The following is a 20,557-nucleotide window of genomic DNA, read 5'->3' as shown; positions in this document are numbered from 1 at the left end:
GCACCTGCTGCGGTCAGCCGCAGGCCTTCTTCAGGGCCTCGCCGAGGGCGTGGGCCTCGTCGGGCGTGAGCTCCACCACGAGGCGTCCGCCGCCTTCGAGCGGAACGCGCATGATGATGCCCCGCCCCTCTTTGGTGACTTCGAGCGGGCCGTCACCCGTCCGCGGCTTCATGGCCGCCATGCTCGTTCCCCTTCCTGCAACCGCTCAGCTACGCACCGGCAGTCCGTCCACCGCCGGTATCGAACGCATTGATCGGAAGCCATTATCCCGCATGCCACGGCCTGATGACCAACATCACTCTCGGTGCAACCTCGTCCGGACCGCCGCAATCCCTCCCAATAACCGGCATAAGCCCCGGCGCGGCGCCGGTCCGTACGCCACCGGAAGGTGCGATACCTCACACTCCCCAGGCGGGCCGGGGCTCCGGCATCCTGGCAGCCCACGATCACGAGCAAGGGAGCTCTCGCCCATGTCCGATTCGGTGCTGTACGAGCTGGACGGCGGCCTGGCCGTCATCACGATCAACCGCCCCGGGGCGATGAACGCGCTGGACGTCCCGACCAAGGTGGCGCTGCGTGACACCGTGACCGCCGCCGCCGAGGACCCGGCCGTGCGCGCGGTGCTGCTGACCGGCGCGGGCGACCGGGCGTTCTGCGTCGGCCAGGACCTCAAGGAGCACCTGGGCCTGCTGAAGCGGGCCGAGGAGACCGGCGAGGGCGCGCTGCGGACGGTGGCCGAGCACTACAACCCGCTGCTGCGGGCGCTGGCCGGGATGCGCAAGCCGACGGTGGCCGCGGTCGGCGGGGTGGCGGCCGGGGCGGGCGCCTCGCTGGCCTTCGCCTGTGACTTCCGGATCGTGGCGGACACCGCGGGCTTCAACACCGCGTTCGCCGGGATCGCGCTGACCTCCGACTCCGGGGCCTCCTGGACCCTGCCGCGGCTGGTCGGCCACGCGCGGGCGACCGAGCTGCTGATGCTGCCGCGCACCGTGAAGGCGGCCGAGGCGATGGAGCTGGGCCTGGCCACCAAGGTCGTGCCGGCCGCCGAACTGGCCGCCACCGCCCGGGTGTTCGCCAAGGAGCTGGCCGAGGGCCCGACGGTGGCCTACGGCGCGATCAAGGAGTCCCTGGCGTACGGCGCCTCGCACTCGCTGAGCGAGCTGCTCGACAAGGAGGACGAGCTGCAGACCCTGGCCGGCGCGAGCGAGGACCACCGGATCGCGGTCCGCGCCTTCATCGCCAAGGAGAAGCCGGCCTACCTGGGCCGCTAGGGCGTGACCCCGCCCGCACCCCGGTTCGGGCCCGGTTCAGGCCCCGTTCAGGCCCGGACCGGCCCCGCGGGCGCGGTGCGGACGTGGCAGTCGGCGAGGTGGTCGTCCACCAGTCCGCAGGCCTGCATCAGCGCGTACGCGGTGGTCGGGCCGACGAACCGGAAGCCGGCCTTCTTCAGGGCCTTGGCGAGCGCCGTCGACTCGGGCGTGACGGCCGGCACCTCGTCCAGGGTGCGGGGCGCCGGCCGGTCCGGGTCCCCGGCGAACCCCCAGATCAGCGCGTCCAGTCCGCCGTCGAGCTCACGGGCGACCCGGGCGTTGGCGATCGAGGCCTCGATCTTGGCCCGGTTGCGGATGATCCCGGTGTCCGCGAGCAGCCGCTCGACGTCGGCGGGGCCGAACTCGGCGACCTCGGCGATCGCGAAGCCGGCGAAGGCGGCCCGGAAGCCCTCGCGGCGGCGCAGGATGGTGATCCAGGACAGGCCGGACTGGAAGGCCTCCAGGCAGACCCGCTCGAACAGGGCGTCGTCGCCGCGCACCGGGCGGCCCCACTCGGTGTCGTGGTAGATCCGGTAGTCGTCCGCCGAGTCGCCCCAGGCGCAGCGGCGCAGCCCGTCCGCCCCCAGGACGGCACCGGTGCCGGCGCTCACCGCTCCCCGTCCGGCACGGCGTCCTCGGGGGCCGCGGTGGACTTGGTGAGGGCGACGGCGGGCTCGACCACCAGGGCGAACTCCTCCAGGCCGGGCAGCGGTTCGGCGCCGGGCTCGGGGCGGTCGGTCGCCTCGACGGCGCCGCGCACGGCGGCCAGCGCCTCCAGCTCGGCGATCCGGACGTCCCGGTGGGCGAGTTCGGCGCCCAGCCGGTCGAGGACGTCGTCCACCTCGTCCATCCGGTAGCCGCGCAGGGCCATCGGCAGGCGCAGCGCGTCCACGTCGGCCCGGCCCAGCGGGCGGTCCTGCGGCAGCCGGGCGGAGATCCGGTCCTGCACGGCCTCGGGCAGCGAACCGCCGCCGCCCAGCGCCACCAGGGCGGCGCCGCCGACCACTACGGCCATGGCCACCACGATCACCCAGAACACGAGCGGTCCTCCCGATTCTCCGGCCGGCCCCGACAGGAGTGGGATCATGGTCCCGATGGGCCGGGGGGGCCATCATCGCACCCGCAGCAGCTGTGGAGGAGACATCGGTGGCACTGCGCCTGGGACCACGGGAATTCGGCGACGACGAGCTTGTGATCATGGCGATCGTCAACCGGACACCGGACTCGTTCTTCGACAAGGGCTCGACCTTCGCCGACGAGGCCGCGTTCGAGGCCGCCGACCGCGCGATGGCGGAGGGCGCGGCGATCCTCGACATCGGCGGGGTGAAGGCCGGGCCGGGTGACGAGGTGACCGTCGAGGAGGAACTGCGGCGCACGGTGCCGTTCGTGGCGGAGCTGCGCAAGCGCCACCCCGAGGCCGTGATCAGTGTGGACACCTGGCGGCACGAGGTCGGCGAGGCGGTCTGCGAGGTCGGCGCCGACCTGCTGAACGACGCCTGGGGCGGGGTGGACCCGCGGCTGGCCGAGGTGGCCGCCCGCCACGACGTCGGGCTGGTCTGCACGCACGCCGGCGGCGCGGAGCCGCGCACCCGGCCGCACCGGGCCGGCTACCAGGACGTGATGGCGGACATCCTGCGGGTCACCGTCGGGCTGGCCGAGCGGGCGGTGGAGCTGGGTGTGCGGCGGGACGCGGTGCTGATCGACCCGGGGCACGACTTCGGGAAGAACACCCGGCACTCGCTGGAGGCGACCCGGCGGCTGCCGGAGATGACCGCGACCGGCTTCCCGGTCCTGGTGTCGCTGTCGAACAAGGACTTCGTCGGCGAGACGCTGGACCGGCCGGTGAACGAGCGGCTGCTCGGCACCCTGGCGACCACGGCGGTCTCCGCCTGGCTGGGCGCCCAGGTGTACCGGGTGCACCAGGTGGCGGAGACCCGGCAGGTGCTCGACATGGTCGCCTCGATCCGCGGCACCCGCCCGCCGGCCGTGGCCCGCCGGGGGCTGGCGTAAGGGCCTCCAGGGCCCCTAGGACACGCCTAGATCTCGTTCACGGGCCGGCGGGCGTCGGCGAGGATCTTCATGACCTCGTCGATGTCGTCGGTCACGTGGAAGAGCTCCAGGTCGTGCGGGGCCGCCTTGCCCTGGGCGACCAGGGTGTTCCGCAGCCAGTCGACCAGTCCGCCCCAGTACGCGCTGCCGAAGAGGATCACCGGGAAGCGGGTGACCTTCTTCGTCTGCACCAGGGTGAGCGCCTCGAACAGCTCGTCCAGGGTGCCGAGGCCGCCGGGCAGGACGACGAAGCCCTGCGAGTACTTCACGAACATCGTCTTGCGGACGAAGAAGTAACGGAAGTTCAGCCCGAGGTCGACGAACTCGTTGAGCCCCTGCTCGAAGGGGAGCTCGATGCCGAGCCCGACGCTGAGCCCGCCGGCGTCCGAGGCGCCCCGGTTGGCCGCCTCCATCGCGCCGGGACCGCCACCGGTGATCACCGCGAAGCCGGCCTCGACCAGGGCCCGGCCGATCGCCACGCCCGCGGCGTACTCGGGTGAGTCGACCGGGGTCCGTGCGGAGCCGAAGACACTGATCGCGGGCGGGAGTTCGGCGAGCGCGCCGAAGCCCTCGACGAATTCCGAGGTGATGCGCAGGACCCGCCAGGGGTCGGTGTGCAGCCAGTCGGTCGGGCCGGTGGTGTCCAGCAGCCGCTGGTCCGTGGTGCTCTCGCCGACCTGGTCCCGGCGCACCAGCACCGGGCCCTTCTGCTTCTCGGGCCACGCCTTCTTCGGGCGCGGCTCGCCCACCTGCTCAGGACCGTGGCCGTAGTGCTTTTCGTCTCCAGTGCCTGTCATGACGAAACCCTACGCCCCTGCCTCCCCTTTTTCAGGCAACGGTGGAAGGTCGGTTGGGCAACCGGAAGATGGCGTTCGGCCGATGGTCGGACGGTCGGACCGGCCGCGGGGCCGGTCCGGCCGTCCGCCGGGTTCAGGCCGTCAGCCAGGCCCGCAGCCGCTCCTCGGTCTCGGCGATCGCGCTCAGCGAGCAGTGCTCGTCGCGCTTGTGCGCCATGTTCGGGTCGCCCGGGCCGTAGTTGACCGCCGGGACGCCGAGCGCGCTGAACCGGGCTACGTCGGTCCAGCCGAACTTGGCGCGGGCGGTGCCGCCGGTGGCGGTGAGGAACGCCCGGGCGGCCGGCTGGTTGAGGCCGGGCAGCGCGCCCGGGGCGAAGTCGGTGACGGTGACCTCGAAGCCGTCGAAGACCTCGCGCACGTGCTTCTCGGCCTCGGCCTCGTCGCGGTCCGGCGCGAAGCGGAAGTTGACCGTCACCACGCACTCGTCGGGGATCACATTGCCGGCCACGCCGCCGTCGATCCGCACCGCGTTGAGGCCCTCGTGGTACTCCAGGCCGTCGATGTCGACCTTGCGCGCCCGGTACTCGGAGAGCCGGCGCAGCACCTCGCCGGCGTGGTGGATGGCGTTGTCGCCGAGCCAGCTGCGGGCCGAGTGGGCCCGGACGCCGGTCAGCCGGACCTGGGCGCGCAGGGTGCCCTGGCAGCCGCCCTCGACGACCGCCCCGCTGGGCTCCATCAGCACCGCGAAGTCGGCGGTCAGCCAGTCCGGGTGGGCCTGGGCGAGGTGGCCGAGACCGTTGCGGTGGGCCTCCACCTCCTCGCAGTCGTAGAAGACGAAGGTGAGGTCCCGGTTGGGCTCGGGCAGGGTGGCCGCGAGCCGGAGCTGGACGGCGACGCCGGACTTCATGTCCGAGGTGCCGCAGCCGAAGAGCAGGTCGCCCTCGACCCAGGAGGGCACATTGTCGGCGATCGGCACGGTGTCGATGTGGCCGGCGAGCAGGACGCGTTCGGCGCGGCCGAGGTTCGTGCGGGCGACGACGTTGTTGCCGTAGCGGTCGACGGTCAGGTGCGGGAGGGCCCGCAGGGCGTCCTCCACGGCGTCGGCGAGCGCCTGCTCGTCGCCGCTGACGGAGGGGAAGTCGACCAGCTGGGCGGTCAGCGCGCCGCCGTCGAGGGTGAGGTCAAGGGGCGTCTTCGAGCTGCTCATGGTCGTCCAGCGTAGTCCCGTCCGGGAACCCGTCCGCGAACCCGGACGGATCCCGCACAGGTCCGGACGGGTCCCGGGCGGATCCGGGCCGTGGCCGGCCTGTGACGGCTTCGGTGCCGTCCCGGGGCAACCGTCCGCCGCCGCACACCCGTCCGAGTGGGTACGGTGTCGGTTCGAGGTGCTCGGTGGAGAGGGGCGGCGGTGGCCAGGCGGAAGAGCGGCGGCGGGGACGGTGACGCGGCGCCGCCGCGGCGCCGCAGGCCGGTGCGCGCGGTGCTGATCGTCCTGCTGGTGCTGACCGTGGTCGCGGTGGGGCTGTACTGGCTGCGCGACCAGAAGCTGCTGACCCCCGAGGGCTGCTCGGTGAAGACCCCGGCCGGCGAGGGGACGCTGGAGGTTCCGCAGGCCGCCAACGCCGCGACCATCGCCGCCGTCGCGCACGCCCGCGGTCTGCCGGACCGGGCGGTGACCATCTCGCTGGCCACCGCGATGCAGGAGTCCAAGATCCGCAACCTGGCCGGCGGCGACCGGGACTCAGTGGGCCTGTTCCAGCAGCGGCCCTCGCAGGGCTGGGGCACCGTGCAGCAGATCATGGACCCGGTCTACGCGACCAACAAGTTCCTGGACGGCCTGGTGAAGGTGCCCGGCTACACCCGGCTGCCGCTGACCGACGCGGCCCAGCAGGTGCAGAAGAGCGGCTACCCGCAGGCCTACGCCAAGCACGAGACCAAGGCCACCCTGCTGGCCTCCGCCCTGACCGGCCGGGAGGCGGCCGCGCTGAACTGCGTGGTGCACGACTTCGCCGCGCCGGACACCGACGAGGAGGAGTCCTCGCCGGCCCCGGCCGGGGCCGCGCCGGACACCGGCGCGACGGCGGCGGCCCGCCCGGACCGGGCGCAGGTGCTGAGCGACCGGGTGCGCCGCGAGTTCGGCCGGACGGTGACCCCGGCGGCCGGTTACACGTCCACGGTGAAGGGCGCCGAGAACGCCGTCTCGCTGACCCCGGACCCGACCGCGTCCACCGACTCCGGGCCGGAGGCCGAACGGCAGAACGGCTGGGCGGTGGCGCACTGGGCAGTGACCCAGGCGCAGCGGCTGGGCATCGAGACCGTCGCCTACGACGGTCGGATCTGGCGGAAGGCGAAGTCCGAGGACGGCTGGAAGCCGCAGTCGACCGGGACGTCGACCAAGCTGGTGCTGGTCTCGCTGGCGGCTCCCGCGAAGGGCTGAGACCGGGGGGTCCCGGCGGCTGACGCACTGGTGTCCGGGTTGCCGCCGTACGAGTGATTCGCGTCAACACAGGTGGACAGGCGGACGGCCGGGCCGGGCCGGGCGCAGAACCGTCACTCCCCTTGGCCCGTCGCACGCCCGCACCCCCGGTCCGACCCCGGGAGCGGCTCCCCGTGCGGTCATACCGTCAGATGGTCAGTACGACGTTTTCCTTGCACCGGCCGAAACCTTCTGGCTTCTCAAGCGGTAACACCGTTGTCCGCCCGGCGGACGGAACGGACCCAGACCCCTTTCGAGGAGCCCCATGTCTCACCCCCTCACGCGCCGGATCGCCCAGGCCGCCCTGCTCGTGGCGGCCGGCGCGACCCCGCTGGTCGCGGCCGGCTCCGCGTCCGCCGCGGACGCCCTGCTGCCGAAGAGCGACCTGGCCGCCCCACTGGGCCAGCTGACCAACACCGACACGGGTTCCACCCTGCAGCACACCACCCACGAGCTGGGCCAGGCCGCCGGGACCACCGGCGCCGCGACCGTGGCCGCGGGTGTGCCCGCCACCGCCGACGCCACCGGCAACATCGTCGCCCAGCAGCTCCCCGAGGCGAACGAGAAGGCCAGCTCGCTGACCGCCCCGGTGGACCAGACCGCCGCCACCACCGGCCAGCTCTCGGGCGTCACCCCGAAGGTCGCCAAGACCCTGGCCGGGAAGCTCGGCGAGGCCGTCACCGGCCACGCCGCCGGCCCGCAGCGCAGCGCGCAGAGCGGGGCGAACCCGGTCGGCGGGCTCTCCCAGGCCGGTGCGGTCGCCAACGCCGTCCCGGGCGCGGGCGGGCTGACCCAGGCCGTCCCCAGCACCAACGCCGTCACCGACGCGCTGCCGCTCGGCGCCGTCGGCCGTGCCGTCCCCGGCGGCCTGACCTCCGGCCTGCCCGGCGCCGACGTGCTCGGCCTGGCCGAGCACGGTTCGGCCAACCGCCTGGGCGGCGCCGACCTCGGCCCGAACAGCCCGCTGAACGGCCTCGGCGGCCTCACCGGCGCGCTCGGCCCGATCGGCGGCCTGCTGGGCGGCGTCAACGGCGGCGGCCTCGGCCTCTAGGGCGCCCTAGTCCTGCCCGCAGTCCTCGCGGCCCCACCGCGGTTCCGCCGCGTTCCGCCCGCGGCTCCCGTCCCCCCCGGGGGGGGCGGCGGCACCCCGGTACGACGACGGCGAAGGGGCCGGTGTTCCTCCTCGGAACACCGGCCCCTTCGGCCTTCCACGCGGTCAGCGCGCCGCGTTCAGCCGCTCCACCGCCGCCGCGACCCGCTCGTCGGTCGCGGTGAACGCCACCCGGACGAACCGGTCGCCGGCCGGACCGTAGAAGTCGCCGGGCGCCACCAGGATGCCCAGTCCGGCGAGTTCGGCGACGGTCTCCCAGCACGGCCGGTCCTGGGTCGCCCACAGGTAGAGGCTCGCCTCCGAGTGCTCGATCCGGAAGCCGTACGCCTCCAGCGCCGCCCGCAGCGCCGCCCGCCGGGCCGCGTAGCGCTCCCGCTGCTCGGCCACGTGCGCGTCGTCCCCGAGCGCGGCCACCGTCGCGGCCTGGACCGGGGCCGGCACGATCATGCCGCCGTGCTTGCGCACCTCCAGCAGCTCCTTGACCACCACCGGGTCGCCCGCCACGAAGGAGGCGCGGTAGCCGGCCAGGTTGGAGCGCTTGGACAGCGAGTGCAGCGCGAGCAGGCCCTCGTGGCCGTCCCCGCAGATGTCCGGGCGCAGCACCGAGACCGGCTCGGCCTCCCAGCCCAGTTCCAGGTAGCACTCGTCGCTGACCAGCAGCACCCGGTGCTCGCGCGCCCACGCCACCGTGCGGCGCAGCTCGTCGGCGCCGAGCACCCGCCCGGTCGGGTTGGACGGCGAGTTGACCCACAGCAGGCGCACCCGGGAGCCGTCCAGCTCGTCCACCGAGTCGTACTCGACCGGCTCGGCGCCGCACAGCCGGGCGCCGACCTCGTACGTCGGGTAGGCCAGCCGCGGGTAGGCGACCTGGTCGCCGGGGCCGAGGCCGAGCTGGGTCGGCAGCCAGGCCACCAGCTCCTTGGAGCCGACGGTCGGCAGGACGGCCCGCGGGCCGATCTCCGCGCCGAGCCGGCGCCGCAGCCAGCCGGCGACGGCCTCGCGCAGCTCCTCCGGGCCCCACACGGTCGGATAGCCGGGGGTGTCCGTGGCGGCGGCGAGCGCCTTCTGGATCACCTCGGGGACCGGGTCCACCGGGGTGCCCACGGAGAAGTCGCAGAGCCCGCCCGGGTGGGCGAGCGCCGTGGCCTTGTAGGGCTCCAGCTTGTCCCAGGGGAACACCGGCAGGAGGTCGGAAACGCGGCGCGCCGCCCCCGGGTGGCCCGGGAACGGCGCGTGCGTGCTGTTCTTGGTAGTCACAGCTGAATTGCCACCGATCCGGTCAGTGGTCGGCGTTCTGCGGCGGCAGAGCGGCGATGAACGGGTGGTCGCGCTCGATCAGGCCGAGCTTCGACGCACCGCCGGGCGAACCGAGGTCGTCGAAGAACTCGACGTTCGCCTTGTAGTAGTCCTTCCACTCCTCCGGAGTGTCGTCCTCGTAGAAGATCGCCTCGACCGGGCAGACCGGCTCGCAAGCACCACAGTCGACACACTCATCCGGGTGGATGTAGAGCGATCGCTCGCCCTCGTAGATGCAGTCAACCGGGCACTCTTCGATGCAGGCCTTGTCCTTGACGTCGACACAAGGCTGCGCGATGACGTAGGTCACGCTGTCGTTCCTCCTCGGAAGGGCTCGGCGGCCCATTCTGTTTTCTCGCGTGCGCGGGTGAGCGCGGTGTCGTCGATGCCCGCCCCTAGTATCGCGGGTCGGAGACCGCAAATGCACAGGAGGTGCCCAGATGGCCGTCGAAGGGCCGGTTCAGGACCGTCCGGAGGTCCGGGTGGATCGCTCCGACGTGGGCCGGAGAGTCTCCGTACGACGGCTCACCGGCTTCGCCGACGACAACCGGCCAGTCTTCCGCGACGTGATCGGCGTGCTCGTCTCCTGGGACGACGAGGGCCTGACGGTGGTGCCGCGGACCGGCGGACCGGTCTCCTTCGACGAGCGGCTGCTGGTCGCGGGGAAGCCGGTGCCGCTCTTCCCCGCCCGGCGCGCGCCGCTGCCGCCGACCGACCCGGTCGGGCTCCAGCGGACCGCCGCCCGCGGCTGGCCGGCCGTCGAGCAGGAGCCGCTGGGCGAATGGACCCTGCGCGCCTCGGCCGGCTTCACCCGGCGGGCCAACTCCGCCCTGGCACTCGGCGATCCCGGCCTGCCGCTCGACCGGGCGCTGGCGGCCGTCCGCGCCTGGTACGCGGCGCGCGGGCTGCCGGCGATGCTGGAGGTCTGCACCCCGGGCTCGCCGGAGGGCCTGCGCGAGGAGCTGGACCGCCGGGGCGCCACCTGCGCGCGGACCCTGGTCCGGGTCGCGCCGCTGGCCGGGCTCGCCCGTGGCGGCACACCCGCCGCCCTCGACCGGGTGCGGCTGTCCCGGACCGCCGACGCGGCCTGGCTGTCGCTGTACCGGCGGGCGGGCGGCGGCCCGGNCGGTGGAGGAGGCCGCCCTGCGGGTGGTCCGCGGCGGGCCGTCGGTCTGGTTCGCCAGCGTGCCGGGCGCCGGTCCCGACCGGGCGCCGCTGGCCGTCGGACGCTGCGTCGTCGACGGGCCGTGGGCCGGTTTCGGCGCGGTCGAGGTCGCCGCGCACGCGCGCCGGGCCGGACTGGCCACCGCGGTCATGGCGGTGCTCGCGGCCCGGGCCGCCGAGGAGGGCGCGAGCGGCGGGTACTTGCAGGTCGAGGCGGAGAACTCCGGGGCGATCGCGCTCTATGACGGCTTGGGCTTCACGACCAGTCACACTTACCAGTACGCACTCCTGCCGCAGGGGTAGGAGTCCCGGCCGCTCCCCCGCGCGTCCCTCCCCGTCCGCCCGTCCGTACGAAAGCCGCCGCCACCGCCGTGACCGAGCAGAGCAGAGCACGCTTCCGGACCGAGGCCAGGGCCGAGCACCCCGATCCGGTGCTGCTCTGCGTGCTCGCGGCCGCCGAACACACCCCCGCCCCCGACCCCTCGGACCCGGACGGCCTCGACGGCCCGCCCGCGCCCGACGCCCTGCTCGCCGCCTGCGAGGCGGCGCTGGAGCGGCACGCGGCCGCCGTGCGGCGCGCCGTCGCCGAACGCGCCCCGGCCGGACCGGAGGAGACCGCGGCGCTGCTGGCCGCCGTCCTCGGCGGGCGCGAGCGGTTCCACGGGCGGAAGTCCGACTACCGGCGGCTGGAGTCCTCGCTGCTGCCGGAGGTGCTGCGGCGCCGCCGCGGACTGCCGATCATGCTGTCGCTGGTCTGGTGGGCGGTCGCCCGCAGGGCCGGGCTCACGGTGCACGGGGTCGCCCTGCCCGGCCACTTCGTCGTCGCGGTCGGCGGGCCCGCCGGCGGCGACGACTACGTGCTGGCCGACCCCTTCCACGGCGGCCGGCTGCTCGACCTCGACGGGGTGGCCGAGCTGGTGCGCGCCGCCGGGCACGAGTTCACCCCCGAACTGCTCACCCCCGCACAGCCGCTGGACACCGTGCTGCGGGTGCTCGGCAACATCCGCGGCTGGGCCGCCGACCGGCCCGAGCACGCCCGCACCCAGCTCTGGGCCACCGAACTCGCCCTGCTGCTCCCGCGCCACCCCGCCCAACTCCGGCTCGAACGCGCCGAACTGCTGGTGCGCACCGGCGACTTCCTGGGCGGGGCCGGGGAGATGGACGAGTACGCCGCGATCCTGGACGCCTTCGACCCCGACGCCGCCGCCAAGGTCCGCCAGGAGGCCCGCGCCGCCCGCCACCGGCTCAACTGAGCCGGGGCCCGGGGGCGATCGGCGGGCCCTAGAGCCAGCCCTTCTCCCGGGCGATCCGGACCGCCTCGGTGCGGTTGCGGGCCTCGGTCTTCTGGATCGCCATCGAGAGGTAGTTGCGCACCGTGCCCTCGGACAGGTGCAGCCGCCCGGCGATGTCCGCGTTCACCGCGCCGTCCGCCGCGGCCGCCAGCACGTCCCGCTCCCGGGCGGTCAGCGGGTTCGCCCCCTCGGCGAGCGCCGCCGCGGCCAGGACCGGGTCGATCACCCGCTCGCCGCGCAGCACCCGGCGGATGGCCTCGGCCAGCTCGGCGGCGGGCGCGTCCTTCACCAGGAAGGCGTCCGCCCCGGACTCCATCGCCCGCCGCAGGTAGCCGGGGCGGCCGAAGGTCGTCGCGATCACCACCTTGGTCTGCGGCCGCTCCTTGCGCAGCAGCGCCGCGGCCTCGATCCCGGTCATCCCCGGCATCTCGATGTCCAGCACCGCCACCTGCACGTCGTACGCGACCGCGGCGTCCACCACCTCGTCCCCGCGCCCGACCTGGGCGACGACGTCGATGTCCCCCTCCAGCCCGAGCAGCGCGGCCAGCGCCTCCCTGACCATCCCCTGGTCCTCCGCCAACAGCACCCGCACCGAGGGCCGGTCGCCCTGATTGTCACTCATGCCGCCCGACCCTACGGCGTCCCCACCCTGACGGGGGGGCGGAGGTCAGCGGGGGTGGCCCTGGGCGCCGCCGGGCGCCGCCCCCCGGGCCGAGGTACCCGCCTCGGTGAACGCGGCACAGAGCAGCAGGGAGAGGAACAGCACGGTGAGGACAGCCAGCGCGGACTTCGGCATGTCTGCCATGCTGCCCGCCCGCACCGCCCGGCGCCCGCGCGGCGGGGCGCCGGAGTTACGGGGGTACCGCCCGGACCGGTCGGCTACGGGGCGGGGACGGAGGCCGTCCGCAGCGGCACCAGGGCCCGCAGCCGGAAGCCCCGGCCCCGCGCGCCCGGCCCGGTCTCCAGCCGGCCGCCGACCAGGGCGAGCCGCTCCTCCAGCCCGGAGAGGCCGTTGCCGGGCTGGGACTTGCCCGGGCCGCGCCCGTCGTCGGTGACCTCCAGGACGGCGTAGCGCTCGCCGTCCCCCTCCCAGGTCTCGTCGGACCGCACGGTGCAGACGGTGGCGCCCTCGCCGTGCCGGACGACGTTGGTGACCGCCTCGCGCAGCGCCCAGGCGAGCGCGCCGGCCTCCTCGGCGGCCAGCCCCGGCCAGGCGTCGAGCAGCTCCGGCGCGGTCTCCAGGGTGACCTGGGCGGCGGCCAGCGCGGTGCGGGCGGCGGCCAGCTCGACCGGCAGGGTGGGCCGCCGGAAGCCGGTGACCGCCTCCCGGACGTCGATCAGCGACTGCCGGGCGACGTTCTCGATGTCGGCGACCTGCGCCCGCGCCGCCTCGTCCTTGCCGGCGTCCATGAACCGCCCGGCCAGCTCGCTCTTCAGGGTGATCAGCGACAGCGAGTGCCCGAGCAGGTCGTGCAGGTCGCGGGCGAGCCGCAGCCGCTCCTCCGAGGCGGCCAGGTGGGCCACGGCGGCCCTCGCCTCGCGCAGCTCCTTCATGGTGCCGACCAGTCGCTGCAGGCCGGTCATCGCGGCGCCCGCGAGGAAGGCACTGAGCGTGAAGGTCCACACGTTGTCCGTGTCGGCGTGGGCCAGCAGGCCGACCCCGGCGGTGAGCACCGCCGCGCCGAGCAGCGCGCGCAGGGCGTAGCGGGCCGGGCTGATGATCGCGACGCACACCGAGGCGTAGATGAACAGCGACAGGAAAGCGGTGCCGAGCACGAAGGTGGACGCCACGGCGAGCGCGACCATCGTCGCGACGATCACCCGGCAGGTCCACGGCCGCATTCCGGGCATCGAGCGGAAGACCACCAGCAGGACGTAGCCGGTGACGAAGGCCCCCAGGCAGATCCAGCCGAGCACCCGGGCGCCCGCGCCGTGACCGCCGTCCAGCAGGTCGCCCACCGGGTAGGCCAGGTAGATCATCCACAGCAGCATCCAGGAGATCTTCACCAGCAGCTGCCGCCGGGTCTCCACCGAGGCGCCGGGGATGTTCATGAACGACGGACGCGCCGGGCCCTCCTCCGGCTGCTCGTCGGTGCGGTGGGTCCGGCGCGGCTCGCTCATGTCGATCATCATGCCCGTCGGGTGTCGCGGCGGTACAGGGCCGCCGCGGCGGCGACGAACACCACCAGGAAGGCGGCCAGTCCGGCGACGGCGACGGTGTCCAGGGACTGCCCGGGCCGGGTGAACGCGGCCAGTTGGTTGTACAGGTAGACCGGGTTGAACCGGGCGAAGGTCTCCAGCGAGCCGCTCACCGGGAACCACGTCCCGCCGAACAGGGCCATCGCCATGTAGGCGATCATCACGATGCTCTGCACCGAGTCCGGCGCCGCCGCGTACCCGAGCGCCACCCCGAGTGCCGCGAAGACGAAGCTGCCCAGCCACAGCGCGGCCACCAGGCCGGCCCACTGCCCGGCCGTCAGCGAGACGCCCTGGCTCGCGCCGACCGCGAACACCACCAGGATCGCGGGCAGGGTGGTCACCGCGGCGGCGGCGATCTTGCCGACGGTGTACGCCCGGCCGGGCAGCGCGGTCAGCCGCAGCTGGCGCACCCAGCCGCTCTTGCGCTCCAGCGAGATCCGCTGCGCGCTGCCGGTCAGCACCGCGCCGACCGCGCCGAAGGTGGCCATCGAGACCATGAAGTACGTCTTCACCGGGAGGCCGCCGGCCAGCTTGTCCGCGCTGTAGGCGTGGATGAAGAAGAAGTACATCAGCGCCGGGTAGGCGATCGTGAAGAGCAGGTAGCGGCGGTTGCGGAAGGTCCGCAGGATCTCCAGCCGGATCAGGGTGGTCATCGCGCACGCTCCAGCACGTTCTCGGCGGACTCGACGGTCTCGGTGGACTCGGCGGCGTCCTGCTCGCCGGTGATGGTCAGGAAGGCCTGCTCCAGGCCCAGTCCGGTGACCTCCAGACCGCGCGGGTACAGGCCCGCCCGGTAGACGGCGGCGACGGCGCCGTCCGCGTCGGCGGTGCGGATCCGCACCGTCCGCACGCCCGGGACGCGGGCCGTGACCTCCAGGCCCTGCACACCGGGCAGCCGGCGCAGCGGTGCCTCGTCGAACGGGCCGTCCGCCTCGTGCAGCTCGAAGGTGATCCGGCGGGCCCCGGCCCGGGCCTTGATCTCGGCCGAGCTGCCGTCGGCGATCAGCCGGCCCCGGTGCAGGACGAGGACCCGGTCGGCGATCGAGTCGGCCTCCTCCAGGTAGTGGGTGGCGAACAGCACCGTGCGGCCGGCGTCGGCCTGGGCCCGCATGCTCGCCCAGAAGGACTGCCGGACCGAGACGTCCATCCCGGTGGTGGGCTCGTCCAGGACGATCAGGTCGTTGGCCCCGGCGACGGCGAGGGCGAACCGGACCCGCTGCTCCTGGCCGCCGGAGAGCTTGTCGACGCGGCGCTCGGCGAACTCGGTGATCCCCGCGTCCTCGAGCACCTCGGCGACGGACCGGCCGCGCGGGTGGACCTCGCAGGCGAGCCGCACCAGTTCGCGGACCTTGACGTCGGTCATCAGGCCGCCGCTCTGCAGCATCGCGCCGACCCGGCCGGCCACGATCGCGGCGCGCGGGGGGCCGCCGAACAGCGTGACGCTGCCCCGGTCGGGCTCGCGCAGGCCGAGCAGCAGGTCGAGGCTGCTGGACTTGCCGGCCCCGTTCGGGCCGAGCAGGGCGACGGTCTCGCCCGGCCGCAGCACCAGGTCCAGGCCGTCCACGGCCCGCACCCGTCCGTAACTCTTGCCGACGCCCCTGAAGGCGGCGACCTCTCCCGTGTCCATCGTCCCGGTCCTCTCCCCTGCCGGTGGTGTCCTTCGCACCACCTCAGAGTCCCGCGCGGCCGGGGTCCGGCGGCAGTAACCGCCGTCGTGCGTTCGGCATGACGGATGTCATGCCGAACGCACGCACCGGGCGGTGGCCCGGGAGGGTCTGTCAGTGGCCGGGGCTAGCGTGTGGCCCACATCGAGGCCGGACAGATCGACCCCGTGCGGGTACACGCGGCCGAGGGGGAGCGGGATGGGTACGCCCCGGCACCGCTCGTCCGCGGGCCCGGGCACCCTGCTCCGGCTCCGCTCCCCCTCCCTCCCGCCGACTCCCTCCTGCGGCGGGTCGGCGACCGGTCTCAGCCGCCGAGCGACTTCTTCACGAAGTCGACCTGGAGCAGCAGCAGGTTCTCCGCGACCTCCTCCTGCGGCGTCATGTGGGTGACGCCGGAGAGCGGCAGCACGGTGTGCGGGCGCCCGGCGGCGAGCAGCGCCGAGGAGAGCCGCAGGGTGTGCGCGGCCACCACGTTGTCGTCGGCGAGACCGTGGATGATCATCAGCGGCCGCTCAAGACCGGCCGCGTAGCCGGTCAGCGAGTTGGCCTCGTACACCTCGGGCCGCTCGGCCGGGTGGCCCAGGTAGCGCTCGGTGTAGTGGGTGTCGTAGAGCCGCCAGTCGGTGACGGGCGCGCCCGCGACCGCCGCGTGGAAGACGTCCGGGCGGCGCAGCACGGCGAGCGCGGCCAGGTAGCCGCCGTACGACCAGCCGCGGATCGCGACCCGGTCGAGGTCCAGCGGGAACTCCTCGGCGAGCGCCCGCAGCGCGTCCACCTGGTCGTCCAGGGTGGCCCCGGCGAAGTCGAAGGCGATCGACTTCTCCCAGGCCGGACCGCGGCCGGGGGTGCCCCGGCCGTCGGCGACGACGACCGCGAAGCCCTGGTCGGCGAACCACTGGGAGTTCAGGTGCGGGTTGTGCGCCTGGACGACGCGCTGGCCGTGCGGGCCGCCGTACGGGTCCATCAGGACGGGCAGCAGGCCGTCCCGCTCCCGGTCGTAGCCGGTGGGCAGGAAGACCGCGGCCGGGATCCGGCGCTCGCCCGCGAAGCGGAACACCGGCCGGGCCGTGATCACCGGGGTCTCGGCGTAGGAGGCGACGGTGGCGATGTCGTCCACCGCGACGCCCTCGGGCAGGTCCCGGGAGACCCGCACCAGGGTGCCGGGCAGGTCGGGCTCGGCGGTGGCCCGCACGGTGATGCCGGCCGCGTGCACGGCGGTGGTGACGGAGGTGAACGGGCGGCCGTTGGCGGCCTCCCAGGAGAGCCGCTTGCCGTCGTGGCCGATCCGGCCGACGGCGACCCAGCCGGGCTCGGGGTCGGTCTCGGCGGCGCCGCCGGAGGCGGTGAAGAGGACCTCCTCGGCGGTGACCGCGAGCACCGAGCGCAGGTGCAGGTCGGGTCCGGTGACGGTGTGCTCGCCGATCACCAGGGCGCGGGCGCCGGACTCGTCGGAGATCCGGACCAGCTTGCCGTCCGGGGTCCAGGCCGGGACGCCCGGGAACAGCTCCAGCCAGGCGTCGTCCCGCTCCTCGTGCAGCGGCTCGGTGGCGCCGGTGGCGGTGTCCAGGCCGAGGATCCGCTGGACCCGCTGGTCACGGGACTGGACCAGCAGCAGCGGCACGCCGCCCTGGGACCAGTGCACCCGGGCCAGGTACGGGAAGGCCGCGCGGTCCCAGACCACCTCGGTGCGGCTGCCGTCCAGGCCGAGCAGCCAGAGGCCGACCTCGGCGTCCGGGGTGCCGGCGGCCGGGTAGGCGACCTCGGCGGGCTCGCGGTCCGGGTTGGCCGGGTCGGCGATCCACCAGCGGTGCACCGGGGTGTCGTCGGCCCGTTCGACCAGCAGCCGGTCGCTGTCGGGGGACCACCAGTGGCCCCGGTCGCGGTGCATCTCCTCCTGGGCGATGAACTCGGCCTGGCCCCAGGTCACGTTCGGAGCCTCGGGCGAGGCGAGGGCGCGGTCGCCGGTGCCGTCGGTACGGGTGAGCCGCAGCTCGCCGGCCGTGGTGGCGTAGGCGACGTGGACGCCGTCCGGGGAGAGCCGCGGGTCGACCAGCGGGCCCTCGGCGGGCAGCTCGGTGGCGGTGCCGGCGACCAGGTCGGCGACGAACAGCCGGCCGGAGAGGGCGAAGGCCGCGAGCCGGCCCGCGCCGTCCAGGGCGTAGCCGACGATGCCGGCCGAGCCCTCGCGGCTGCGCTCGCGGCGGGCCTTCTCCGCCGGGGAGAGGTCCTCCTCGCCGCCGCCGAGCAGGACGTCCGGGTCGGCGGCGATCCGCTCCTCGCCGGTGGCGGTGTCGAGGGTCCAGAGCAGGTTGGCGCGGTCGCCCCCGGAGGGCGAGCGCAGGAAGACGACCCGGGAGCCGTCGGGTGCGACGGAGAACGACCGGGGAGCGCCGACGGTGTAGCGCAGGGTGCGCGCGTACTGCCTCGGGAAGGTGTCCGCTGGGGTATGGGTGGTCATGGCACCAGACCCTATGACGCCGCCGCGCCGGTGGTGATCACTCGTTCGGAGCATCGTGCGCAAGTACGCCCGGAAGGGGGTCGCACCCCCTCCGACCGGCCCATGCGCCCCATGAGTGCAACTGTGCCCCGGGGTGTGCGGCCTCACTCAACGTAATGCCTGCCTCACTCATCGGGTATGACTGGTCCACGAGTGATCGTCAGGCCCCGTCCCGGGCCCCGGTCGCCCGACCGCAAGTCCCGCACGGTACGACCGCCGCCCCTCCCCGGGAGGAGCGGCGCACCCGGAAGGGGTGTGAGCCGCCATGGCCCTGTCCATCTCCGCAGCCATGCTGATGCTGGTCATCGTGGTGGTGCTGATCCGCCGCTCCGGCCTGAAGCTCGGGCACGCGATCGTCTGCGCGCTGCTCGGCTTCTACCTGGCGTCCAGCTCCATCGCCCCCTCGATCAGCCAGGTCACCAGCAACCTCGCCGGAATGATCAACGGCCTGAAGCTCTGACCCCCACCGTGCGGTCGTTAGGCTTCCCCCCATGACCGCGACTACCGGACGCCGCCTGCTCCTGGTGCACGCGCACCCCGACGACGAGTCGATCAACAACGGCGCCACGATGGCCCGGTACGCCGCCGAGGGCGCCCAGGTCACCCTGGTGACCTGCACCCTCGGCGAGGGCGGCGAGGTGATCCCGCCCGAGCTGGCCCACCTGACGGCCGATCGGGAGGACTCCCTCGGCGCCCACCGGATCGGCGAGCTGACCCGGGCGATGGCCGAGCTCGGGGTCACCGACTTCCGCTTCCTCGGCGGCCCGGGGCGCTACCGCGACTCCGGGATGATGGGCGTGCCCGACAACGACGCGCCCGGCTGCTTCTGGCGGGCCGACGTGGACGAGGCCGCCGACCGGCTGGCCGCGGTGGTCCGGGAGGTCCGCCCGCAGGTGCTGGTCACCTACGACGAGGACGGCGGCTACGGGCACCCCGACCACATCCAGGCACACCGGGTCGCGATGCGCGCGTACGAGCTGGCCGCCGACCCGGCCCACCGGCCCGATCTCGGCCCGGCCTGGCGGATCGCCAAGGTCTACTGGAACCGGATGCCCCGACCGGTGATCGAGCGGGGCCTCGCCGAGACCGCCGAGAAGGCGCCGTTCCCCGGTGTGGCGGAGGCCGCCGACATCCCCGGGGTCGTGGCCGACGAGCTGGTCACCACCGTGGTGGACGGCACCGCGTACACCGACCGCAAGGCCGCCGCGATGGCCGCCCACGCGACCCAGATCACCGTGGACGGCGCGTTCTTCGCGCTCTCCAACGACCTCGGCCAGCCGCTGCTCGCCACCGAGTACTACCAGTTGGTACGCGGCCGGGCCGGATCGCGACTGCCGGAGGAGGACCTCTTCGCCGGTTCCGACGCCACCGCCGAGGACCTCGCCACTGCCGAGGAACCCGCCGCCGCCCACGAGGAGCCCGCCCGATGACCGCGACCGACGCCCGGCCCGCGCGCCGTTCGATCCCGGCGGCGCTGCTCGGCAGCCGGGAGGAGCGGCTGAAGGAGTCCCAGCCCCCGCGCATCGCACGGATCGCGGCTTATGTCCTGTTCTTCCTGCTGGGCATCGCGGTGTCGATCTGCGGAGCATTTGTGCAGGCCTTGTGGCCGCCCGTGGGAGTCCTGCTGGCGCTCGCCGCCACCGCCGCGACCTTCTACGGCGGCCTGCGGGTGACCGGCACCCGGCTCGGCGCGGGGGTCCCGGCGGCCGGCTGGTTCCTGGCCCTGCTGCTGGTGATGGTGCCCCGCCCGGAGGGGGACAACGTGCTCTGGACCAATGCCACATCGCTCTGCTGGCTGTTCGTCGGCTCGATCCTGGGCGTGATCTGTGCCACCCTGCCGACCCGCACCAGCTGGTTCCCCGGCGTTCCGGGGCCGCCGCGCCGCCCCTGAGGGGGATCCGCGTACGGTGGCCGGTACGACGGGCAGTCAATACCGTCCGGTCGTACTCTCATACCGGAGGAACCGGACGTATCGGGATCTGTCCGAACCGGTTCACCGGCCGGTTCTTCCCAGTATGGTGGTGCCGCAGAACGCCGTACCCGACGCCGCCCGCCTGGTCCGGCGCCGACAACCGCGGTCGCGCCGCACGGCCCGGCCCGCGAACCCGGAGCAGAGCAGCATTGAGCAGCCGCGAATCTGACAACGCCCACCCGACGCCTCGGCGCACGGGACCGGACGCCTACCCGTCGGGCACCCCGCCCTACGGCACACCGGGGTTCCCCGGCGGCGACCGCGCGGGTGCCGGCGCCGCCGCCAAGGGCTCGGCTCCGGAGGGCGAGGACGACAGCCCGAAGACCGAGACCACCCTCACCACCCGCGTCCGGATCAACATCCCCGGCTCGCGTCCGATCCCTCCGGTGGTGGTGCGCAGCACGGTCAAGAACGAGGACGGCACCGGCGAGGAGGCTCCCGCGCCCGTCGCCGAGCCGGCCGCCGGGCCCCGCCACCGGTCCGCCGCGCCCGCCTCCCCGGTGCTCGGCGTGATGGACGGCGGCGGCCGCTCCACCCCGCCGGACCTGCCGCCGGAGTGGCAGATCCCGCCGGCCGCCTCCGAGGCCGAGTCCACCGGCGCCTGGTTCCGCCCCCGGCAGAAGAAGGCCGCGCCCGGCGAGGGCTCCGCCCCTGCCGCGGTGCCGGCCGGCGCTCCCGCCGCCTCCGCGACGGCACCCGCAGCGGCCCCCGCCGCGGCCCAGCGCGGCAC

At 74.4% G+C, this 20,557-nt stretch carries 20 protein-coding genes and 3 pseudogenes; 10 read left to right on the top strand and 13 right to left on the bottom strand.

Features of this window, described 5'->3' with window-relative positions; genetic code table 11:
* Positions 1-13: 13 nt before the first annotated feature.
* Positions 14-181: a DUF3117 domain-containing protein gene (locus VR45_RS43775; RefSeq protein ID WP_078880497.1), complete on the bottom strand. Its 168-nt coding sequence runs from the start codon at positions 179-181 to the stop codon at positions 14-16.
* 289 nt (positions 182-470) lie between these two features.
* On the opposite strand from VR45_RS43775, the gene VR45_RS08430 reads away from it, so the two are divergent.
* On the top strand, positions 471-1,271 hold the full coding sequence (locus VR45_RS08430) for an enoyl-CoA hydratase-related protein (RefSeq protein ID WP_045939048.1): 801 nt from the start codon (positions 471-473) through the stop codon (positions 1,269-1,271).
* A gap of 47 nt (positions 1,272-1,318) precedes the next feature.
* Here the strand turns inward: VR45_RS08430 and VR45_RS08425 are convergent, their stop codons facing one another.
* Both VR45_RS08425 and VR45_RS08420 read right to left on the bottom strand, forming a co-directional pair.
* Positions 1,319-1,921 (bottom strand): DNA-3-methyladenine glycosylase I, encoded by a 603-nt coding sequence (locus tag VR45_RS08425; RefSeq protein ID WP_045939038.1) that lies wholly within the window; start codon positions 1,919-1,921, stop codon positions 1,319-1,321.
* Positions 1,918-2,349, bottom strand: coding sequence for a DivIVA domain-containing protein (locus VR45_RS08420; RefSeq protein ID WP_063772436.1), 432 nt, complete (start codon positions 2,347-2,349; stop codon positions 1,918-1,920). Before VR45_RS08420 ends, VR45_RS08425 begins: the two co-directional genes overlap by 4 nt.
* Positions 2,350-2,507: 158 nt before the next feature.
* Here VR45_RS08420 and folP point away from each other — a divergent pair, with 158 nt between their 5' ends.
* The gene (gene folP, locus VR45_RS08415; protein ID WP_045939046.1) at positions 2,508-3,320 is read left to right on the top strand and encodes a dihydropteroate synthase; all 813 of its coding nucleotides are present in this window, start codon (positions 2,508-2,510) and stop codon (positions 3,318-3,320) included.
* A gap of 26 nt (positions 3,321-3,346) precedes the next feature.
* On the opposite strand, the gene VR45_RS08410 is transcribed toward folP, so the two are convergent.
* Positions 3,347-4,156: a TIGR00730 family Rossman fold protein gene (locus VR45_RS08410; RefSeq protein WP_045939037.1), complete on the bottom strand. Its 810-nt coding sequence runs from the start codon at positions 4,154-4,156 to the stop codon at positions 3,347-3,349.
* Positions 4,157-4,289: 133 nt separating this feature from the next.
* Complete coding sequence (dapE, locus tag VR45_RS08405) at positions 4,290-5,363, bottom strand: succinyl-diaminopimelate desuccinylase (protein ID WP_045939036.1); 1,074 nt, start codon at positions 5,361-5,363, stop codon at positions 4,290-4,292.
* A 201-nt stretch (positions 5,364-5,564) separates the two neighbouring features.
* Here dapE and VR45_RS08400 point away from each other — a divergent pair, with 201 nt between their 5' ends.
* The gene (locus VR45_RS08400; protein ID WP_045939035.1) at positions 5,565-6,593 is read left to right on the top strand and encodes a hypothetical protein; all 1,029 of its coding nucleotides are present in this window, start codon (positions 5,565-5,567) and stop codon (positions 6,591-6,593) included.
* 304 nt (positions 6,594-6,897) lie between these two features.
* Positions 6,898-7,014, top strand: a pseudogene (locus VR45_RS43770) (ATP-binding protein); the annotation flags it as partial.
* Positions 7,015-7,848: 834 nt separating this feature from the next.
* On the opposite strand, the gene dapC reads toward VR45_RS43770, so the two are convergent.
* Positions 7,849-9,000: a succinyldiaminopimelate transaminase gene (dapC, locus tag VR45_RS08390; RefSeq protein ID WP_045939034.1), complete on the bottom strand. Its 1,152-nt coding sequence runs from the start codon at positions 8,998-9,000 to the stop codon at positions 7,849-7,851.
* Between the two features lie 22 nt (positions 9,001-9,022).
* Positions 9,023-9,349 carry a ferredoxin gene (fdxA, locus tag VR45_RS08385; protein ID WP_030061559.1) on the bottom strand — a complete coding sequence of 109 codons (327 nt, stop codon included), beginning with the start codon at positions 9,347-9,349 and terminating at the stop codon, positions 9,023-9,025.
* 130 nt (positions 9,350-9,479) lie between these two features.
* On the opposite strand from fdxA, the pseudogene VR45_RS08380 reads away from it, so the two are divergent.
* A pseudogene (locus VR45_RS08380) lies at positions 9,480-10,506 on the top strand (GNAT family N-acetyltransferase).
* A gap of 68 nt (positions 10,507-10,574) precedes the next feature.
* Positions 10,575-11,456, top strand: coding sequence for a transglutaminase-like domain-containing protein (locus tag VR45_RS08375; RefSeq protein ID WP_045939033.1), 882 nt, complete (start codon positions 10,575-10,577; stop codon positions 11,454-11,456).
* 28 nt (positions 11,457-11,484) lie between these two features.
* Here VR45_RS08375 and VR45_RS08370 read toward each other — a convergent pair whose 3' ends face one another.
* The 6 genes from VR45_RS08370 to VR45_RS08350 all read right to left on the bottom strand — a co-directional run bounded on the left by VR45_RS08370 (position 11,485) and on the right by VR45_RS08350 (position 17,816).
* Entirely contained in the window at positions 11,485-12,117 is a 633-nt protein-coding gene (locus tag VR45_RS08370; RefSeq protein WP_045939032.1) for a response regulator transcription factor, read from the bottom strand.
* A gap of 45 nt (positions 12,118-12,162) precedes the next feature.
* Complete coding sequence (locus VR45_RS49985; RefSeq protein WP_286163139.1) at positions 12,163-12,291, bottom strand: hypothetical protein; 129 nt, start codon at positions 12,289-12,291, stop codon at positions 12,163-12,165.
* A gap of 83 nt (positions 12,292-12,374) precedes the next feature.
* Positions 12,375-13,616, bottom strand: a complete 1,242-nt coding sequence (locus VR45_RS08365) for a histidine kinase (RefSeq protein ID WP_234325883.1) — start codon at positions 13,614-13,616, stop codon at positions 12,375-12,377.
* Positions 13,617-13,624: 8 nt separating this feature from the next.
* Complete coding sequence (locus tag VR45_RS08360) at positions 13,625-14,347, bottom strand: ABC transporter permease (protein WP_045939031.1); 723 nt, start codon at positions 14,345-14,347, stop codon at positions 13,625-13,627.
* Positions 14,344-15,321, bottom strand: a complete 978-nt coding sequence (locus tag VR45_RS08355; protein ID WP_045939030.1) for an ABC transporter ATP-binding protein — start codon at positions 15,319-15,321, stop codon at positions 14,344-14,346. Before VR45_RS08355 ends, VR45_RS08360 begins: the two co-directional genes overlap by 4 nt.
* A 341-nt stretch (positions 15,322-15,662) precedes the next feature.
* Entirely contained in the window at positions 15,663-17,816 is a 2,154-nt protein-coding gene (locus VR45_RS08350; RefSeq protein WP_045939029.1) for a prolyl oligopeptidase family serine peptidase, read from the bottom strand.
* A 304-nt stretch (positions 17,817-18,120) separates the two neighbouring features.
* Between VR45_RS08350 and VR45_RS08345 the strand changes: the two genes are divergently transcribed.
* From VR45_RS08345 to VR45_RS47835, 4 genes and pseudogenes are all read left to right on the top strand, one after another.
* Positions 18,121-18,315, top strand: coding sequence for a DUF2304 family protein (locus tag VR45_RS08345; protein ID WP_045939028.1), 195 nt, complete (start codon positions 18,121-18,123; stop codon positions 18,313-18,315).
* A gap of 31 nt (positions 18,316-18,346) precedes the next feature.
* The gene (mshB, locus tag VR45_RS08340) at positions 18,347-19,285 is read left to right on the top strand and encodes an N-acetyl-1-D-myo-inositol-2-amino-2-deoxy-alpha-D-glucopyranoside deacetylase (RefSeq protein WP_045939027.1); all 939 of its coding nucleotides are present in this window, start codon (positions 18,347-18,349) and stop codon (positions 19,283-19,285) included.
* Complete coding sequence (locus VR45_RS08335) at positions 19,282-19,746, top strand: DUF6113 family protein (protein WP_234325882.1); 465 nt, start codon at positions 19,282-19,284, stop codon at positions 19,744-19,746. Before mshB ends, VR45_RS08335 begins: the two co-directional genes overlap by 4 nt.
* Positions 19,747-19,976: 230 nt before the next feature.
* Positions 19,977-20,557: pseudogene (locus VR45_RS47835) on the top strand (hypothetical protein); the annotation flags it as partial.

The sequence above is a fragment of the Streptomyces sp. NRRL S-495 genome (assembly GCF_000966955.1).
Classification (GTDB): Bacteria; Actinomycetota; Actinomycetes; order Streptomycetales; family Streptomycetaceae; genus Kitasatospora; species Kitasatospora purpeofusca.
The sequence above is the reverse complement of the archived record's forward strand: the minus strand, read 5'-3'. Positions and strand labels throughout refer to the sequence as shown.

What these genes read in the sequence shown, in the direction of transcription:
- VR45_RS43775 (WP_078880497.1), bottom strand. Translation starts at nt 181, where the DNA reads ATGGCGGCCATGAAGCCGCGGACGGGTGACGGCCCGCTCGAAGTCACC.
- VR45_RS08430 (WP_045939048.1), top strand. Translation starts at nt 471, where the DNA reads ATGTCCGATTCGGTGCTGTACGAGCTGGACGGCGGCCTGGCCGTCATC.
- folP (WP_045939046.1), top strand. Translation starts at nt 2,508, where the DNA reads ATGGCGATCGTCAACCGGACACCGGACTCGTTCTTCGACAAGGGCTCG.
- VR45_RS08410 (WP_045939037.1), bottom strand. Translation starts at nt 4,156, where the DNA reads ATGACAGGCACTGGAGACGAAAAGCACTACGGCCACGGTCCTGAGCAG.
- dapE (WP_045939036.1), bottom strand. Translation starts at nt 5,363, where the DNA reads ATGAGCAGCTCGAAGACGCCCCTTGACCTCACCCTCGACGGCGGCGCG.
- VR45_RS08370 (WP_045939032.1), bottom strand. Translation starts at nt 12,117, where the DNA reads ATGAGTGACAATCAGGGCGACCGGCCCTCGGTGCGGGTGCTGTTGGCG.
- VR45_RS49985 (WP_286163139.1), bottom strand. Translation starts at nt 12,291, where the DNA reads ATGCCGAAGTCCGCGCTGGCTGTCCTCACCGTGCTGTTCCTCTCCCTG.
- VR45_RS08365 (WP_234325883.1), bottom strand. Translation starts at nt 13,616, where the DNA reads ATGAGCGAGCCGCGCCGGACCCACCGCACCGACGAGCAGCCGGAGGAG.
- VR45_RS08360 (WP_045939031.1), bottom strand. Translation starts at nt 14,347, where the DNA reads ATGACCACCCTGATCCGGCTGGAGATCCTGCGGACCTTCCGCAACCGC.
- VR45_RS08355 (WP_045939030.1), bottom strand. Translation starts at nt 15,321, where the DNA reads ATGGACACGGGAGAGGTCGCCGCCTTCAGGGGCGTCGGCAAGAGTTAC.
- VR45_RS08350 (WP_045939029.1), bottom strand. Translation starts at nt 17,816, where the DNA reads ATGACCACCCATACCCCAGCGGACACCTTCCCGAGGCAGTACGCGCGC.
- VR45_RS08345 (WP_045939028.1), top strand. Translation starts at nt 18,121, where the DNA reads ATGGCCCTGTCCATCTCCGCAGCCATGCTGATGCTGGTCATCGTGGTG.
- mshB (WP_045939027.1), top strand. Translation starts at nt 18,347, where the DNA reads ATGACCGCGACTACCGGACGCCGCCTGCTCCTGGTGCACGCGCACCCC.
- VR45_RS08335 (WP_234325882.1), top strand. Translation starts at nt 19,282, where the DNA reads ATGACCGCGACCGACGCCCGGCCCGCGCGCCGTTCGATCCCGGCGGCG.